The organism is Longimicrobium sp., from assembly GCF_036399935.1.
In the GTDB taxonomy this organism is placed as follows: domain Bacteria; phylum Gemmatimonadota; class Gemmatimonadetes; order Longimicrobiales; family Longimicrobiaceae; genus Longimicrobium.
In genome coordinates, this window is sequence record NZ_DASWMD010000048.1 from 24,917 (window position 1) to 41,692 (window position 16,776).

At 70.2% G+C, this 16,776-nt stretch carries 14 protein-coding genes; 8 read left to right on the top strand and 6 right to left on the bottom strand.

Going from position 1 to position 16,776, the window contains the following annotated elements; translation table 11 throughout:
• The first annotated feature begins 507 nt into the window (after window positions 1-507).
• Both VGB24_RS15515 and ligD read left to right on the top strand, forming a co-directional pair.
• Complete coding sequence (locus tag VGB24_RS15515; protein WP_331073860.1) at window positions 508-1,515, top strand: Ku protein; 1,008 nt, start codon at window positions 508-510, stop codon at window positions 1,513-1,515.
• Between the two features lie 14 nt (window positions 1,516-1,529).
• Window positions 1,530-4,268, top strand: a complete 2,739-nt coding sequence (gene ligD / locus VGB24_RS15520) for a DNA ligase D (protein WP_331073861.1) — start codon at window positions 1,530-1,532, stop codon at window positions 4,266-4,268.
• Between the two features lie 68 nt (window positions 4,269-4,336).
• Here the strand turns inward: ligD and VGB24_RS15525 are convergent, their stop codons facing one another.
• Genes VGB24_RS15525 through VGB24_RS15535 form a run of 3 tightly spaced genes read right to left on the bottom strand, consistent with a single transcriptional unit; the run spans window position 4,337 to window position 5,787 of the window.
• On the bottom strand, window positions 4,337-4,777 hold the full coding sequence (locus VGB24_RS15525) for a hypothetical protein (protein ID WP_331073862.1): 441 nt from the start codon (window positions 4,775-4,777) through the stop codon (window positions 4,337-4,339).
• 10 nt (window positions 4,778-4,787) lie between these two features.
• Window positions 4,788-5,207, bottom strand: a complete 420-nt coding sequence (locus tag VGB24_RS15530; RefSeq protein ID WP_331073863.1) for a hypothetical protein — start codon at window positions 5,205-5,207, stop codon at window positions 4,788-4,790.
• Complete coding sequence (locus tag VGB24_RS15535; protein ID WP_331073864.1) at window positions 5,197-5,787, bottom strand: RNA polymerase sigma factor; 591 nt, start codon at window positions 5,785-5,787, stop codon at window positions 5,197-5,199. The genes VGB24_RS15530 and VGB24_RS15535 overlap by 11 nt, the downstream gene beginning before the upstream one ends.
• A gap of 418 nt (window positions 5,788-6,205) precedes the next feature.
• On the opposite strand from VGB24_RS15535, the gene VGB24_RS15540 reads away from it, so the two are divergent.
• The 5 genes from VGB24_RS15540 to VGB24_RS15560 all read left to right on the top strand — a co-directional run bounded on the left by VGB24_RS15540 (window position 6,206) and on the right by VGB24_RS15560 (window position 11,807).
• Window positions 6,206-7,261 (top strand): hypothetical protein, encoded by a 1,056-nt coding sequence (locus tag VGB24_RS15540; protein WP_331073865.1) that lies wholly within the window; start codon window positions 6,206-6,208, stop codon window positions 7,259-7,261.
• 37 nt (window positions 7,262-7,298) lie between these two features.
• Window positions 7,299-8,408 carry a tail fiber domain-containing protein gene (locus VGB24_RS15545; RefSeq protein WP_331073866.1) on the top strand — a complete coding sequence of 370 codons (1,110 nt, stop codon included), beginning with the start codon at window positions 7,299-7,301 and terminating at the stop codon, window positions 8,406-8,408.
• Window positions 8,409-8,700: 292 nt separating this feature from the next.
• Window positions 8,701-9,114 (top strand): hypothetical protein, encoded by a 414-nt coding sequence (locus tag VGB24_RS15550; protein ID WP_331073867.1) that lies wholly within the window; start codon window positions 8,701-8,703, stop codon window positions 9,112-9,114.
• Window positions 9,115-9,158: 44 nt separating this feature from the next.
• Window positions 9,159-10,961 carry a tail fiber domain-containing protein gene (locus VGB24_RS15555; RefSeq protein WP_331073868.1) on the top strand — a complete coding sequence of 601 codons (1,803 nt, stop codon included), beginning with the start codon at window positions 9,159-9,161 and terminating at the stop codon, window positions 10,959-10,961.
• 186 nt (window positions 10,962-11,147) lie between these two features.
• Window positions 11,148-11,807 (top strand): hypothetical protein, encoded by a 660-nt coding sequence (locus tag VGB24_RS15560; protein WP_331073869.1) that lies wholly within the window; start codon window positions 11,148-11,150, stop codon window positions 11,805-11,807.
• A gap of 19 nt (window positions 11,808-11,826) precedes the next feature.
• Here the strand turns inward: VGB24_RS15560 and VGB24_RS15565 are convergent, their stop codons facing one another.
• Window positions 11,827-12,846, bottom strand: a complete 1,020-nt coding sequence (locus tag VGB24_RS15565) for a GGDEF domain-containing protein (protein WP_331073870.1) — start codon at window positions 12,844-12,846, stop codon at window positions 11,827-11,829.
• Between the two features lie 285 nt (window positions 12,847-13,131).
• Here VGB24_RS15565 and VGB24_RS15570 point away from each other — a divergent pair, with 285 nt between their 5' ends.
• The gene (locus VGB24_RS15570) at window positions 13,132-13,710 is read left to right on the top strand and encodes a TetR/AcrR family transcriptional regulator (protein ID WP_331073871.1); all 579 of its coding nucleotides are present in this window, start codon (window positions 13,132-13,134) and stop codon (window positions 13,708-13,710) included.
• 561 nt (window positions 13,711-14,271) lie between these two features.
• Here the strand turns inward: VGB24_RS15570 and VGB24_RS15575 are convergent.
• Both VGB24_RS15575 and VGB24_RS15580 read right to left on the bottom strand, forming a co-directional pair.
• Complete coding sequence (locus tag VGB24_RS15575) at window positions 14,272-15,180, bottom strand: rhomboid family intramembrane serine protease (RefSeq protein ID WP_331073872.1); 909 nt, start codon at window positions 15,178-15,180, stop codon at window positions 14,272-14,274.
• 103 nt (window positions 15,181-15,283) lie between these two features.
• Window positions 15,284-16,279, bottom strand: coding sequence for a D-alanine--D-alanine ligase (locus tag VGB24_RS15580; RefSeq protein WP_331073873.1), 996 nt, complete (start codon window positions 16,277-16,279; stop codon window positions 15,284-15,286).
• Window positions 16,280-16,776: the final 497 nt, after the last annotated feature.

The following is a 16,776-nucleotide window of genomic DNA, read 5'->3' on the forward strand; positions in this document are numbered from 1 at the left end:
GGGCTTCAACCACACGCCACCTCGTGGATCTCACCACGCGCATCCTCGGTGGGCGACCTCGATCCTCTTGGTCGAACCCGTAGGTGCGGCCCACGTGCAGGTGAAGCCTCGAACGGACGTGCCAACGTCCGTGTCGGGGCTTTCCGCTTTTGGAGCGGCGGGTTCACCCGCTCCCGCAAACCCGCTTCGCGACCCGAAAACCCGGCCTTCGAAAATCGCGCAGGACGCGCGATCTCCGCCTCGGCCGGCCCGGACGTCGCCTCCTGAGGCCGAATCGTGGCAGCGGGGCATTGTCGCGGTCCCGGCAATCCCACGCTCGATCGGACGCGTCCGATGGGGCGCATCTCCGTCCCTAAACTCCCGAACAGTGGCGAAATTCCGCAATCCACAGCGCCTCCGCCGTTATCCACACTTCTCCACCCGATCTAGTTTACATAATGTATATTATACGCATTGGCTTGGCGCTTGCGCTTAGGCCTGGTCCCATCTGACCCAGGAGCCAACGAGATGGCACGCGCAATCTGGAAAGGAAGCATCAGCTTCGGCCTGGTCCACATTCCGGTGGGCCTCTTCTCCGCCGAGAAGACCAACGACCTGAGCTTCCGTCAGCTCGACCGCCGCAACCTCTCGCCCGTCGGCTACCGCAAGTACAACAAGGCCACCGGCGAAGAGGTCGAGAGCGACGTCATCGTAAAGGGCTACGAGTACGAGAGCGGCCACTACGTCGTGCTCAGCGACGAAGACCTGCTCCGGGCCAACCCCGAAAAGACGCAGACCGTCGAGATCACCGACTTCGTGGACCTCGAGGACATCGAGCCGGTGTTCTACGACAAGCCGTACTACCTGGCGCCCACCGGCAAGAACGCCAAGGGCTACGCGCTGCTCCGCGAGGCGCTCAAGCGCACCCGCAAGGTGGGCATCGCCAAGGTGGTCATCCGCTCGCGCGAGTACCTGTCGGCCGTGGTGCCCCAAGGCAACGTGCTGGTGCTGGAGATCCTTCGCTTCGCCGACGAGATCCGCGCCACCGACGACCTGGAGGTGCCCGGCGAAGACCTGCAGGCCATGGGGGTCAACGACCGCGAGATCGAGATGGCCGAGCGCCTGGTCGAGGGCATGACCGCCGAGTGGTCGCCCGAGAAGTACCACGACACGTACCGCGAAGACCTGATGGGCCTGATCCAGGGGCGCATCGACAGCGGCCAGACCAACGAGCCCGACGAGTCGCCGGTGCCCGAGGTGGCCGAGGGGCGCGGGGACGTGATCGACATCATGTCGCTGCTCAAGCGCAGCGTCGAGGCCACCACCGGCGGCGCCGGCAACGAGGCCGCGGACGAGGCCGAGCGCCCCGCGGCGAAGGCGTCGAAGCCTGCGGCCAAACCCGCAGCCGCGCCCAAGGCGGTGGCGAAGTCGGCCGCCAAGCCGCGCAAGGCGGCCTCGGCCAGCAAGCCGTCGCCCCGCTCCGCCGCCCCGGCCAAGCCGCGCGCCAGCAGCAGCAAGAAGCGCAAGGCCGCCTGAACCCGCGCGCCTGAATGGGCCTCGACGAGTACAAGCGAAAGCGCGACTTTCGCGTCACCGCAGAACCAGAAGGGCACGTCCACCCGGCGGGGGACGTGCTCTCCTTCTGCATCCAGAAGCACGCGGCCAGCCACCTTCACTACGACTTTCGCCTGGAGCTGGACGGCGTCCTGAAGAGCTGGGCCGTCCCCAAGGGGCCCAGCCTGGATCCGTCCGTCAAGCGCCTGGCCGTCCACGTGGAGGACCACCCCATCGAGTACGGCGTCTTCGAGGGGATCATCCCCAAGAAGGAGTACGGCGGCGGCACCGTGATGCTGTGGGACCGCGGCCACTGGACGCCAGACGAGGACCCGCACAAGGGCTATCGCAAGGGACACATCCGTTTCCACCTCCACGGCGAGCGGCTCTCCGGCGGCTGGCACCTGGTGCGCTCGCGCCGGCCGCGGGAGGAGGGCCAGAAGGAGCAGTGGCTGCTCTTCAAGGACGACGACGACGTGGCGCGCCCCGAGTCCGCCGGTGTCATCACGGAGGAGATCGTCACCAGCGTGGCCACGGGGCGCACGATGGACGAGATCGCCGCCGACGCAGACGCCCGCTGGGACTCGAAGGCCCCCACGGCCGAGGCGCTGATCCGCGACGGGAAGCCCTCGAAGGCCGCGAAGAAGCCCGCCGCCAAGCCCAGATCCACCCGGTCCAGCAAGCCCGTGGCCTCCCCCGCTCCCGGCGTTCCCGGCGCCCGCAAGGCGGCGTTTCCCGCCGAGTTCACTCCTGCCCTAGCCACCCTGGTCGACGAGGTGCCGGCCGGGGACGGCTGGATCCACGAGATCAAGTACGATGGATATCGTCTCGTCGTGATGCTGCGCGGCGGCAAGGCGCGGCTGGTCACCCGCAACGGCAACGACTGGACGGACAAGTTCCCCGAGATGGCCGCGGCGCTTGCTGCCCTGCCCGCCCGCGACGCGATCCTGGACGGCGAACTGGTGATGCTGACGTCCGGCGGCACGTCGAGCTTTCAGGCGCTGCAGAACGTGCTCAGCAGCGGCCGCACGGCGGACCTGGTGTTCTACGCCTTCGACCTGATGCACCTGGACGGGATGGACCTGCGCGGGTCTCCCCTGCTGGCCCGCAAGGAGGCGCTGCGCGGGCTGCTGGCGGGCGATCCCGCCGGCGGGGTGCGGTTCAGCGACCACATCGTGGGCAGCGGGGGCGTGTTCCATCAGCAGGCGTGCGCGATGGGGCTGGAGGGCATCATCTGCAAGCGGGCGGATGCGCCCTACGCGCAGAAGCGCACGAAGGACTGGCTGAAGGTGAAGTGCCTGTTGCGCCAGGAGTTCGTCATCGGGGGATTCACGGAGCCGCGCGGGTCGCGCTCGCACTTCGGCGCGCTTCACGTGGGCGTGTACCGGGACGGCGAGCTGGTGCACGCCGGCAAGGTGGGAACGGGCTTCAACGAAGAGGTGCTGCGCCAGGTGCACGCCCGGCTGAAGAAGCTGAAGCGAGCCGACTCGCCTTTCTCCGACTTCGGCCGCCGGGGGCGCCAGCCTGCGGGAGTCACCTGGGTGGAGCCGACGCTGGTGTGCGAGGTGGAGTTCACGGAGTGGACCGGCGACGGCATCCTGCGCCATCCCGTGTTCCAGGGGCTGCGCGAGGACAAGCCGGCCACGCAGGTGGTGCGCGAAGACCCGGGCGCCCTGCCCGCCGGCGAGTCCGCGGCCGCCGAGCCCGATGCCGCCAACGCGAAGGGGCGCACCCGCGCGCCGGCGCGTGGTGCGTCCAGGGATGCGCCCGCGGCCCCGTCCACCCGCCCCGTGCCGCCGTCGACGAAGTCCGCGTCACCCCGGCGCGGAAAGGCGCCGGACGCGGAGGTGGAGGGGATCCGCCTGTCGAACCCCGATAAGGTGCTCTTCCCCGCCCTGGGCACCACCAAGCTGGACCTGGCGCGCTACTACGAGGCCATCGGCAAGTGGATGCTCCCCCACATCGTCGACCGCCCGCTGACGCTCGTCCGCTGTCCGGAGGGGGTGGGCGGCCAGTGCTTCTACCAGAAGCACGGCGACGAGCACTTTCCCGCGCAGGTGGGGCGCACGACCATCCTGGAGAACGACGGCGACCCCCGCGTCTACACCTACGTGGATTCCGTCGCGGGGCTCGTCGCCATGGTGCAGATGAGCGCGCTGGAGCTTCACGTATCCAACGCGCGCCGCGACAGCTTCGAAAAGCCCGACCAGTTCGTGATGGACCTGGATCCCGCGCCGGACGTGCCCTGGGCGCGCGTGGTGGCGGCGGCGTTCCAGGTGCGCGACCGGCTGGACGAGCTGGGGCTGCGCAGCTGGGTGAAGACCACGGGCGGCAAGGGGCTGCACGTAGTGGTTCCCATCGCCCGGCGCTCGTCGTGGGACGAGGTCAAGGACTTCACCAGGGCCCTCTCCGCCGACCTGAGCGCCAGGAACCCGGGCAAGTACCTGATCAAGGCCACCAAGGCGGCGCGGAAGGGAAAGATCTTCCTCGATTACCTGCGCAACGGTCGCGGCGCCACTGCCATCTGCGCCTACTGCGTCCGCGCGCGGCCCACCGGCGCCGTTTCCGTCCCCATCGGCTGGGACGAGCTCACGGCGGAGCTCCGCACGGACGACTTCACGCCGCAGGCCGTCGTCGAGCGCATCCAGTCGCTCCAGGCGGACCCGTGGGCGGAGTACTGGACCACGCGCCAGTCCATCACGAAGCAGATGCGGGCCGCGGTGGGCCTCAGGTAGCGTGTGAAGAAAGCGCCCACAAACGAAGCCGCCGCACCGGGTTCCGGGGCGGCGGCTTCTGCTCGGCTTCATGGCGGCCCCTCGCCGGGCGGAGGCCAGGGCGCGCCCTCGGGCGGAGGCGGCCGACCCCCGTGTCCGTGTCCCTTGGGGGGCCGTGCGGTGCGGGCGAACGCCTCCAGCCGCCGCCGCTGCGCCTCGTCCAGCAGCGGTGCCAGCTCCCTTCGCATGGAATCCAGCGCCGCCTTCATCTGCACGCGGGTGCGGGCCTGGATGCGCTCGTTTCGGCCGGCGGTCACCTGCACGATGGGAAGCAGCGAATCCCACTGTGCGGCGCTGTGCGGCTGGATGATCTCGTGCATGTGCGCCGAAAAGCCACCGGGACGCCGCATCTTCTCCACCCGCGATGCGCGGTACTGCACCAGCGCGCCCGTGCCCACGCCGCCCAGCGCGGCGCCCAGCAGCAGGGTGCACAGCAGGATCAGCGCGCTCCTGGTTTCCACCTTCAGCATGGCCGGTGCCCTACAGCCCGGGCGGGGCCGGCGGCAGCAGCGCCTCGGCCGTGACGGGCATCAGGCCCAGCAGCGCCTCTACCCCGCCCTGCCCCGGGCCGACGCCGCGAAGGGTGTAGCCGGCCAGCAGCAGCATGGCCGCCACCGTCGCGGGCACCAGGCGCAGGAAGTACCGCTGCAGCAGCGCGGCGGAAAGCGGGCCTTGCGAGAGCTCGGCGGCTGCGCGGCGCGCGGCGCGCGACGCGAATCCGGCGGCGAACGCGTCGTGGCGCGCGCCCCGGAGTGCAGCCGCGATCGTTCGCAGTTCCTCCATGCGCCCGTGCAGCGCGGGCTCGGCCGCGAGCCGCGACTGCACCGCCGAAGCCTCCGCCGGGGTCGGCTCTCCGGCCACGGCCCGCCACAGGATCTCGTCGTCCGATTCACCCATCATGCGCCTCCCGACCAGGAATATCGTCGCGCCGGTACGCCCCCAGGTGCTGTTCCAGCTCCTTCATCGCGCGGCTCAGGCGCGACATCACCGTGCCCTCGGGCACCTGCAGGATCTGCGCGGCCTCGCGCGTGGAGCACCCGTCCATCATCCGCAGCACCACCACCGAGCGGTGCTGCGGCGCCAGGCGGGCGATCGCGGCCCGCACGTGCTCGCGGGCCTGCCAGCCGTCGGCGTCGGCGGGATCGGTGGCGGGCTCCGGCAGCGGCTCGGGCGAGCGGTCGCGGCTCAGAAAGCGCCACGTCATCCGCCTGCGCCGCTTCAGCGCGTTCAGCGACAGGTTCATGGCGATCCGCCGCAGGTACGTGCCCAGCGCGGCCTCGCCCCGAAAGCGGCCGAGCGAGCGGAAGAGCTGGATGAACACTTCCTGCCCCACGTCTTCCGCCTCGTCGCCGCGGCCCAGCATGCCGAGAACGGTAGACGCGACGGCACCCTCGTACCGCTCCACCAGCAGCCGGAAGGCGCGCTCGTCGCCCCCGCGGGCGGCGGCCAGCAGGTCGGTATCGGAAGGGGTGGCGTCCATCTGCCGGCGTGCGGGGGCGCAGGTCCACGACGGCCGTGCGTGGTCCCGTTCGTCCAATGGACAATCGTGCCCCGGGTTCCATTCCATTCGGGCCCCGCCCGCGGGAGATGGAATGAAGGAAGCAGACGGGTTGTCTAATTGCACGGGTGGATCGCGCGCCTCCGGGTGTAGCGGGAAACGCGGGCGGACGACACGCGGCACACGCAGCGGTTCGCCGGCCCGTTCCCCCAGCGGCAAACGTAGCGGCACCCTCGAGTGAGAACAACGCGGCGACAGACGATCTCTCGTACGAACGCCGAATCCGCGTGTGGCCACGATCGTTGTGGGCGGGCGCGCGCGATACTATCTTGGAGCACCGCCGAAACGTCCGACCCCTCCATCAACTCTGGGGGCGCCTTCCGCGCGCCCCGGCCTTCCCATGACCTATAAGATCGCCCTCTGGCGAAAGCCGGCCCTTGGCGCCGTGCTGCTGCTGGCCGCATGCACCGACAACCCGTTGGGCGTAAAGCCCGGCCCCGTGCCCCCCACGCCGAAGACGCTGTCGGCGGTGGCGTGCTCGGTTGACGTGAAGGCGGGCACCATGCAGTGCCGCGAGGCCCCCTTCCCCGGCGCACCGGTGAACCTGAACGTGATCGTCGGGGGGCAGAACCACTACGTCAAGCTTTCCAACTTCGGCACCGAGTACGACGCGGGCGCGCGGGTCCTTTCGACCTACGTGGTCGTCGAGAACCTGCTCGAGCAGGCCCTCGGCACGCCGGACGGCTCCACCATCACCGGGGTGGACGTGTTCTTCTTTTCGGGGCCCACCGCCACCGCCGGAGACGGCACCGTGTACATGGTGAACCCCACCGGCACGAACGGCGAGTTCACCGGCCCCGGCCAGACGTATTACCGGTGGAACCAGATCCTGAAGCCCTACGAAATTTCCGACCCCATGCGGTGGCAGTTCGGGCTGACGGGCACCGTGACCGCCTTCGCGTTCACGGTGTACGTTTCGGCCGAAGCCGTCGACGAGAGCGTGGCCACGGACCTGGGCCACGTGTGGACGGGCAGCGTCAGCTCGGCCTGGAACACCGCCGGCAACTGGCAGAACAACTCGGTGCCGGACTCCACCAGCAGCGTACGCATTCCCGGCGCGGCGTCCATCTCGGGCTCCATGCCCGCGTTCCCGGCGTCGGGCGACATCGAGAACCTGCGCGTGTTCTCCGGCGGCACCATCACGGGCACCGGGCACATGCGCATCCGCGGCAACGCGAACGTCGAGGGCACCATCACCGCCGGCACCGTGCAGATGACCGGCTCCGCGGGGGTGCTCAACGGCACCCTGGCCACCCTGCTGGTCAACGGCACGATCGCGGTGCAGGACACCACCGTGGCGTACGGTCCGGTGACCATCACCAACGGTCCGGTCAGGGGTGCCTCCCTGACGCTGAACAACTACACCCCATTCACCATCGTCAACCGCACCCCGTGACGGCGGCCCCCCCGTCCAGCATTCCGGAGAGATCGCGATGAAACACCTGCTTGGCAGGGCGGCGCTGGCCGTCGGCCTTTCGTTCGCCATGGCCGCTCCCGCGGTTGCGCAGTCAGACATCCTGCTGCGCATCCAGTCGGGCAACCCGTCAGGAGACCGCCTGCGCGTGGACAGCGCCGGAGGGTTCGTGGCCATGGGATCGCTGGGGATCGGGATCATCCCCCAGCAAGGGGAAGGCTACCGGATGATGTGGCACCCGTACCGCGCATCGTTCCGCGCGGGCGGCGTCAGCGGCGAGCAATGGAACGACGCCAACATCGGCTTCTTCAGCGCGGCGTTCGGGCAGAACGTGCAGGCCGAGGGCAACTGGTCCATCGCCGCCGGCCACAGCGCCTATACGGACCAGCCCTACAGCGTCTCGATGGGCTTTGGCACCCACGCGAACGGGCAGGCCGCCATCGCCCTGGGCTACAAGGCCACGGCCGACGCCAACTACGCGGTGGCCATCGGGCGCGCGGTGTCGGCCGACGGGCATGAGGGTGCGATCGTCATCGGAGACGGCAGCACCACCGACAGCCTGCAGGCCACCGCCAACAACCAGTTCAGCCTGCGGGCCTCCGGCGGCATCCGGCTGTACACCAACAGCGCCAAGACCGCGGGGGTGCTCTTCCAGGCCTACCCCGGCTTCGCCAGCACCCCGTGGACCGGCTGCTCCAACGTGCAGTGGGTGATCAGCGCCAGCAACTGCGCATACCTTTCGAATGGCGGCGCCTGGACGAACGTGTCGGACGTCAATCGCAAGCACGGGTTCGCCGCCGTGCTCGGCGAGGACGTGCTCACGCGGCTCCGCGGCCTATCCATAACCACGTGGACGTACAACGCGGAGTCCCACGGCGTGCGGCACCTGGGCCCAACCGCCCAGGACTTCCATGCTGCGTTCGGGCTGGGGGGTGACGACAGGACCCACATCACCACCGTCGACGCGGACGGCGTAGCATTGGCTGCGGCCCAGGCGCTCGAGGCGCGCACCCGTGCCCAGGCGGAACGCATCCAGGTGCTGGAACGCGAGAACGCGGAGATGCGGGCGCGGCTGGACCGGCTGGAGGCCCTGGTGACGCAAGGGAGCGCCGCGCCGGCGAAACGATAGGCGCACCGGGACGAAAGCGCCGTCCCCGCCAGGGACCCAACGGCGGCGCTTCGTTCGTTCTTCCCGTTCGCCTGGCGGCCGCCGGTTCGCTTTCCGCCGGTCCTATCCGCTGGACCCAACACCGTCGGCGTCCTGACACCCGGCTTTCACGCTGCCCGGCGGATCTACGCGGGTAATACGCATGTTATCGGCCACCGTACGCACAGATCGGCATTTTCCCCCGTTCCCCCCCGGCGCGCCACGCACGCCGGGCTGCACTCCCCACCAGGTTCCTTGCGGAGGACATTTCCTGATGAGAAAGCAGGCTTTAGCCGCGCTGGCACTGCCACTCGCCGTGGCGTGCGGAGAATCGCCCGTAACACCCCCCACCGCGCCCCCAGCGGAAGCACGGGTAGCCACCCTCCCGGTTTCGCTGCAGGTGCTCAGCGCCGAGCAGACGGGCGGCCTTGCCGCCATCATCGACGATGCGCGCGTGCGCGTACTGCCGGGGCTGGGACACGAGGCACTGGATCCGGTGCTCGCTCGCGTCGGTGCGGCGCTGGCCGGGAGCGACCCCTCCGAGCTGGACGCGGCGGTCGCGGCCGCGCTGGCCTCGGTGGACGAGCTCGCGTCGGGGGCAGAGCCTTCCGCCGAGCTGGACCTGATCCGCCTGGCGCTGGCCGACGTGACCCTGGCCGCCCATCCCGCTCCCGCGCCGGCGCAGTAGCCAGCGCATTCCCCTTTCCAAACCTCACCGCTTCCCGAGGCTGAATGAAGGTTACACTCCCCTCCGCTTCGACGCTGGCGGCTGCCGCCGGCGCCGCCCTCCTGGCATTCGCGCCCGCGCCTGCCCTGGCGCAGCAGCAGAGCCAGTCGTCCTCGTCGGTGCTCTACGCCTGCTACGTGCCGGGCTCGGGCACCGTGTACCGCATCAAGCAGCCGGGCCTGCGCACCAGCTGCTCGGCGCCCAACCACATCGAGTTCAGCTGGAACGAAGACGGGGGCGTCGGGCCCGCCGGTCCTCAGGGCCCCGCCGGTCCGCAGGGCCCCGCCGGGCCCCAGGGCACCACCGGTCCGCAGGGCGCGACGGGACCGCAGGGTGCCACCGGCCCCGCCGGATCGCCGGGCGCCGCCGGGCCGCAAGGCCCCGCCGGCCCCGCGGGTGCGGATGGAGCCGCTGGCCCGGCCGGTCCGCAGGGCCCGGCTGGTCCAGCCGGAGCGGCGGGCGCGCAGGGTCCCCAGGGTCCCGCGGGCGCCACGGGCGCGCCGGGGCCGCAGGGTCCCGCCGGGGCCCAGGGCCCGGAAGGTCCCGCCGGTGCCACGGGCGCCGCGGGTCCTGAGGGCGCTGCCGGTCCTGCCGGCGCTGAAGGTCCCGCCGGCCCGGCGGGTCCGGAGGGCCCCGCCGGCGCTGCGGGGCCTGAGGGTCCCGCCGGGGCCGCGGGCGCGGCCGGAGCCAACGGCAAGGATGGCCAGAACTGCTGGGACCTGAACGGCAACGGCACGGCCGACATCAGCTCCGAAGACACCAACGGCGACAACAAGGTCGACGTGGCGGACTGCGGGATCGCGACGGGCGATTCCGGCCTCATCCTGCGCCTGCGTTCCGTCTACGGCAAGGAAGACCGGGTGCGCGTGGACAGCGCCGGCGGCTTCGTGGCCATGGGCTCGCTGGGAATCGGCCTCATCCCCCAGCAAGGCGAGGGCTACCGGATGATGTGGCACCCGTACCGCGCGGCGTTCCGCGCCGGCGGCGTCAACAGCGACCAGTGGAACGACGCGAACATCGGCTTCTTCAGCGCGGCGTTCGGGCAGAACACGCAGGCCGAGGGCAACTGGTCCATCGCCGCCGGCCACAGCGCCTACACGGACCAGCCCTACAGCGTTTCGATGGGCTTCGCCACCCATGCGAACGGGCAGGCCGCCATCGCCCTGGGCTACCGCGCCACGGCGTCCGGCAACTACGCCATCGCGCTGGGCCGCGCGGCTTCGACGCGGGGGTACACGGGCGCCATCGTCATCTCCGACGGCAGCAGCGCGGACAGCCTGCAGGCGAGCGCCGACAACCAGTTCAACCTGCGGGCGTCGGGCGGCATCCGCCTGTACACCAACGCCACCCGGACGTCCGGCGTAACGATGAACGCCGGCGCCGCCACCTGGAACACGGTGTCGGACCGCAGCCGCAAGGACCTGTTCCTGGCGGTGGACGGCGAGGACGTGCTGGCCCGCATCCGTTCGCTGCCGGTGACCACCTGGCGCTACATCACCGAAGAAGACCGCACGGTGCGCCACATCGGCCCCATGGCGCAGGACTGGCACCGCGCGTTCGGGTTCAGCGGTGACTCGCTGACCATCAACCAGGGCGACTTCGACGGCGTGAACCTGGCCGGCATCCAGGCGCTGGACACGCGCACGGAGCGGCAGCAGGCAGAGCTCGCCGCGCTGCGCCAGCAGGTGCAGGCGCTCGAGGCGCAGAACCAGGCGCTCCGCACGGAGAACGCCGAGGCCCGCCGCCGGGCCGACGAGCTGGAAAGCCGGATGGTGCGGCTGGAGCAGGCCCTCGCCCCGCGGCCGTAGCCGGGCACGCCTCGCGCGACACACGGAACGGACACCAAGCCGCCGCCCCGGCATTCCGGGGCGGCGGCCTTGTCTTGCTCCCCCGCGCCGTCCCGGCTCAATTGCTTCCGCTTCCCAGGGGCGCCTGGACCCTCCCAACCGGTTGCTGCCGACGTGTGGAAACCCTTCTCTCGAGCCTGGCTGCCGATGGTCGCGGCCGCGCTGCTCCTGGCGTCCCCCGCCGACGGGCAGCGCGCACCCGCGTGGCCGGACGCGCTGCTCACCCGCACGCAGGCGCTGGCGTTGATCCAGGGCCTGAACGCCGAGATCCTGGCCAGCCGCAGCGCGACGTTCACGCTGGAGAAGTGGTGCCGCGACCACGACATGGCCCCGGAGCCCCGGATCGTGGCGGAGGTGCTTTCGGGCGGCGCGCGCGCGCCCAGCCCGGAGCAGCGCGCGAGGCTGCAGGTAGATTCCGGCGAGGTGGTGCGGTACCGGCGCGTGCGCCTTCGCTGCGGCGAACACGTGCTTTCCCAGGCGGAGAACTGGTACGTTCCCGGGCGGCTGACGCCGGAGATGAACCGGGCGCTGGAGGGCAGCGACGCGCCCTTCGGCCGGGTGGTGGCGCCCCTGCAGCCGTACCGCCGCACCTTCGCCGCAACGCTGCTCTGGTCACCGCTGCCCGAAGGGTGGGAACGTGCCCCGCGGGCCGCGCCGCCCTGCGCCAGCGCCGGGGCGCTCTCCATCCCCGACGAGCTCTTCGCGCACCGCGCCGTGGTGCACGCGCAGGATCACCGGCCCATCGCCGAGGTTCACGAGGTGTACCAGGGGCGGCTCCTGGCCATTCTTCCCCCGGGCCCCTGCTGAGGCGGACGGCTGCGCCGGGCTAGACGAGCTCGGGCGTTTCCGCCGCCTGCGCGACGCGGTCGCGCCCCAGCCGCTTGGCCTCGTACAGCGCGGCGTCGGCGCGGTTCAGCCACGTGTCGCAGGTGTCGCCCCGGCGCAGCGCCGCCACCCCGATGCTCATCGTAACCCGTCCTCCCCTCCCCGCCTCCCCCTCGGCGACGGCGCGGCGCAGCCGTTCGGCCTCGCGCAGGGCATTCTGCGCGGCGGCGCCGGGCAGCAGCACCGCGAACTCCTCGCCGCCGAAGCGGAACAGGTCGCCGCCAGCCTCGCGGGCCAGGACCGATGCCACGGCCACCAGCACCTCGTCCCCGCCCGCGTGGCCGAATCGGTCGTTCACCTGCTTGAAGTGGTCGATGTCCATCACCAGCAGCGACGCGGCTTCTCCCCGTGCCGCCGCCGCCCGCAGCACGCGGTCCATGCGCCGGCGGTTGAAGGCGCCCGTCAGCGGGTCGCGCACGGCCTGCTGCACCAGCTGGTCGCGGAGCGAATCGATCACCCCCAGGAAGAGGTTGGTGAACACCACCAGCAGCGTGAGCGTCACGGCGAACCGCACGGCGGCACCGGTTCCCGTGTCCAGGTACACCATCGGCACCACGGACAGCAGGATCCCGGCGGCCAGGAGGTTGGCCAGCCGGCGCGGGAGCATGCAGAAGAAGAGCATGGTGGCCGGATAGCACCACAGCACGGCCATGAACCCCAGCGCCCGAATGCCCAGCGGCAGGCCGGCCGCCACCGGAATGAAGACGAGCGCGACCGGGATGGGGGGCGTGCGCCCGCGCTTGAGCGCCAGCGCGTTCAGGGCCAGCATGCCCACGATGACCAGGTTGGCGATGCCCAGCCCCATCCGCCCGCGTACGACGTTGTTGAGGCCGAAGGGCAGCAGGAACACCGCTCCCGCGATGGCGAGCGCGTAGATGATGCGGTCGCGGTACCGCGAGGGAATTCCACCCCCGCCTGGATCCAGCGACTCGAGGTCTGTCGGGCTGACCGGTGTTTTCACAGGCTGGGAACCGCGGGTCGCGGGAGGCAGTCGCCGAAGCCGGAAACCGGTCCGTCGCAGGACCGCGCAGATCGGCGATGCAGGTGTGCAAAAGAGTGGATCAGGTGGGACGAGCGGGCCGTCGGAGATACTAACGTTCTCAAGCGAGCCCCTGCAACCCCTTTGCGCCAGGCAGCGGACGGCAGGTGGGTCGGCGTTTACATCTGTTAACCAGGTGTGTTCAGGGCGAATGGTGCCCGCCCTGAATGGTTGACACACGTTCCGCTTGCGTTTACATATGTTAACATGGAGGATATCAAGAGCAGGATCATCGCCGCGGCACGGGCGCTTCACTTCGAGCGCGGTCCCGATGCGGTCACCATGCGTGCGGTCGCCGAGCGGGTAGGCGTCACCGCCACAGCCCTGTATCGCCACTTCGCCGACAAGGACGCCATCCTGCGCGAAGTCACGGGTGAGGGCTCACGCCTGCTCGGAAGCCACCTCTTCCGCGCGCTGGAGGCACCCACGGCCATGGAGCGCCTGCGGGCGACGGCGGATGCGTACCTGGAGTTCGCCCTCGCGCAGCCCCAAGCCTACCGCGCCCTGTTCGAACCCGGGGCCGAAGGCGCGGAAGAGTCTCCCCTGCACCGCCAGCGTGCAGCCGTGCGGCGTTTCCTGCGCGATCGTGTGCGCGAGGGGATGGATGCGGGAGTGCTGGCGGAAGGCGATCCAGACGGCATGGCGCTGAGCCTCTGGGCCATGCTCCACGGCCTTGCTTCCTTCCATTTCGCAGGGATCACCCGGGCCGAGGGTCTGAGTCAACGCGCGTTAACCAACCTGATCGAAGGCATCGCCGCGTCTGGCAGCGCATCCGCAGTGCCGTAACGTGCGTTAACCTGAGTGTCGCAAGGTAGTCATCGTCATGCACGCGACCTGGGCTGATGGTTAACAACAGCGTTATCAGGCACGATCCGCCTCGGATTTCCGCCGAATCGGGCGAAATCTCCAGATTCAACCTCAGATTCCCCGCCTCGCCGCATCTTCCCGCCCCATCGCTGTCCTCGACCCGACCGTTCAAGTAGAGAACGCGCGTGGTAGCCCTATAATCCGCTTTTGCTCCCGAGGACGACCCGGAACCCTCGCATGCGCGGGATCGTGCGTCCTGCGCGATTCTGGAAGGTCGCCTTTTCCACGCCAGGAGGGCGGATCGAGGGAAGTCGAAGGCGTGAGTTCGGCTTTCGTGTCGCTGCCGCGCCCGGATTGGGTAGCGCCCCATGCAAGATCCTTCGGCCCGCATGGTGGCGTGTGCGGGTGGGTGCGGTGCGCTTGGGCCTCTGGATGACAGGCCATGCGGAGGACGCCGACCCTGCCCTGCGCCCAAACGAATCGAGGCCCGCTCTCCGGATGGGGAGCGGGCCTCGCGATCTCTACGGAGCCGCCGCGGCTTCAGTTGGTGCGGTAGCGGCGGCTTACCTCGTCCAGGCGCCGGCGCTCCTCTTCGGTGAGCGAGCCCAGGCCCTTGGACGAGATCTTGTCGAGAATGCGGTCGACGTCGTCCAGCAGCTCGCGCTCGGCCGCGGCGACGGCCTTCTTGTTGGCCGGGCGCACCTGCGTGGCCGTGGCCGCCTGGGTGCGCGCGGGCTCGGGCTTCTTCCCCGACCAGGGCACCAGGGCCACGCCGCCGCGCTTCGGCTTGTTCTTGCGCGCGAACGCCGGCACCTCGCCCCACGCCGGCGGCGCCCACGGGCTCTTCAGGTACAGGAACGCCGTGACCATGCCGCCCAGGTGCGCCAGCGTGGCCACGCCGCCGCTGGATCCGCTGGCCGCGATCAGCAGCTCCACGAAGGCCATGATGCCCACGAGCCACTTGGCCTTGATGGGAAAGATGCCCCAGACGTGGATCTCCATCTCCGGCCAGATCATCGCGAACGCCAGCATCAGGCCGAACGTGGCACCCGAGGCGCCGATGATCCAGTTGGCCGGGTCCCAGAAGTAGAACAGCGCCGAGAACAGCGCCGCGCCGGCTGCCGAAACCAGGTAGAACCTGATGAACGCCCGGCTTCCCCAGCGCTCCTCCAGCGGCGGGCCGAAGAAGAACAGCACCAGCAGGTTGCCGAGGATGTGGCCGATCCCCAGGTGCACGAAGGCGTACGTGACCAGCGTCCACGGCCGCGTGACGAATCGCGTAGGCCCGAACGCCACGAGGTCCAGCACCTCGCGGCCGTAGCCCAGCACGTTGGCCAGGATGAACGCCACCACGAAAACCGCCGCGTTGGCGATCAGCAAGCGCTTGACCCAGGGGGTTACGGCTCCGCCGCCGAAGCCGCCGCCCGCGTACGAATCCCGGTAAGCCATTTCCGTTGCAGAAGTGGAACGGGAGAAGAGACGCGCCCGAGGAGGTCGGGCGCTTTCCCCTCTCTACCCCCGTCGCGCGTCTCCGGTCCGCTGTCGTTTTCCGTCAGCCGAGGGCCGACTGGGCGATGCGCTCGCAGAGCTCGGGATAGGTGATCCCCACCGCCGCGGCCGCCTTGGGAAACAGGCTGGTGCCCGTCATCCCGGGGAGGGTGTTGGCCTCCAGGCACCACAGCTGTTCCTGCGCCAGGATGAAGTCGATGCGCGCGTATCCCCGCAGCTTGAGCACCTTGAAGGCGCGCAGCGCGTACGCCTGCATCTGCGCCACCACCTCTTCGTCCAGCGGCGCCGGGCACAGGTACTCCGTCATCCCCGGCGTGTACTTGCTCTCGTAGTCGTAGATGCCCTTCTTGGGGCGGATTTCCACAGGCGGGAGCGCCTGGTCGCCCAGGATGCCGACGGTGAGCTCGCGGCCCTTGGCGTAGCGCTCGATCATCACCTCGGTGTCGTACTGCGAGGCGTCCTTGACCGCCGCGTCCAGCTCCTCCCGGTCCTTCACCACGTGCAGGCCCACGCTGGAGCCTTCGCGCGAAGGCTTCACCACGCAAGGGATGCCCACCAGGTCTTCGATGGTGTCGGGGTCGTACACGAAGCCGGGCGCGCGCGCCACGCGCCAGGGGAGCGTGGGCACCTGGGCGTCGCGAAGCAGGCGCTTGGTGACGTCCTTGTCCATGGCGATGCCCGAGCCCAGCGGCCCGGATCCCGTGTACCTGATGCCGAGCAGCTGCAGGTACGCCTGGATGGTGCCGTCTTCGCCCTCGCCGCCGTGCAGGGCCAGGAAGGCGATCTCGGCCGCGCGAAGCTGCTCCACCTGGCCCAGCTGCAGCAGCGGCAGGGCGTTCTCCATCTCGGCCGGCGGGGCCGACTTCACGCCCCCGGGAAGTAGGTCGCCCTCCTGCTCGGGCGGAATGAAGCCGCGCGCGGTGTCGACGGTATAGACCTCGTGCCCGCGCTCGCGCAGCGCTTTTACGATCCCGGTTCCCGACGCCAGCGACACTTCGCGTTCGGCACTCGTCCCCCCCATCAGCACGGCGATCTTCATCCAGCCCTCTCGGTCGGTCTTGTTGGATTGTCGAAGCGTTCGAATCGGCTCCGCCGCTACGCACGAACCGTACGAGGGCGACCCTCCCGCGGTTCCAGCCGAAAGCGCGAGGCTTGTCATCCTGAGCCCCAGGCGCACCGAACCAGCCCGCAAACCGGACGTCGCGGGGCGAAGGATCCAGCCGCGGACGTGTACCAGCCAGGGCGCGGCAGCGGGCACCCGCGCCGAGGCCTCGGCCGTGGTGGGGCGCGATCACAGGGTCCAAAGGTACCGCACCCGGGGCGGGTGAACCCGCGGCTGGAACAGCGGAAAGCCCCGACTCGGGCCGCTGTCGCGTCCCGCTCGGGGCTTCACCTGCACGCGCTCCACACTTTCCGGCGCGCGCCGGGCTGGCTCCCTTCCCCCGCGGCAGTTTGCGGGGGAAGGGTTGGGGATGGGGGGCGCCGGCCCGAGCACCGGCCCAGCCTGACGCACTCGATTAGGGTGTGTACCCCCTC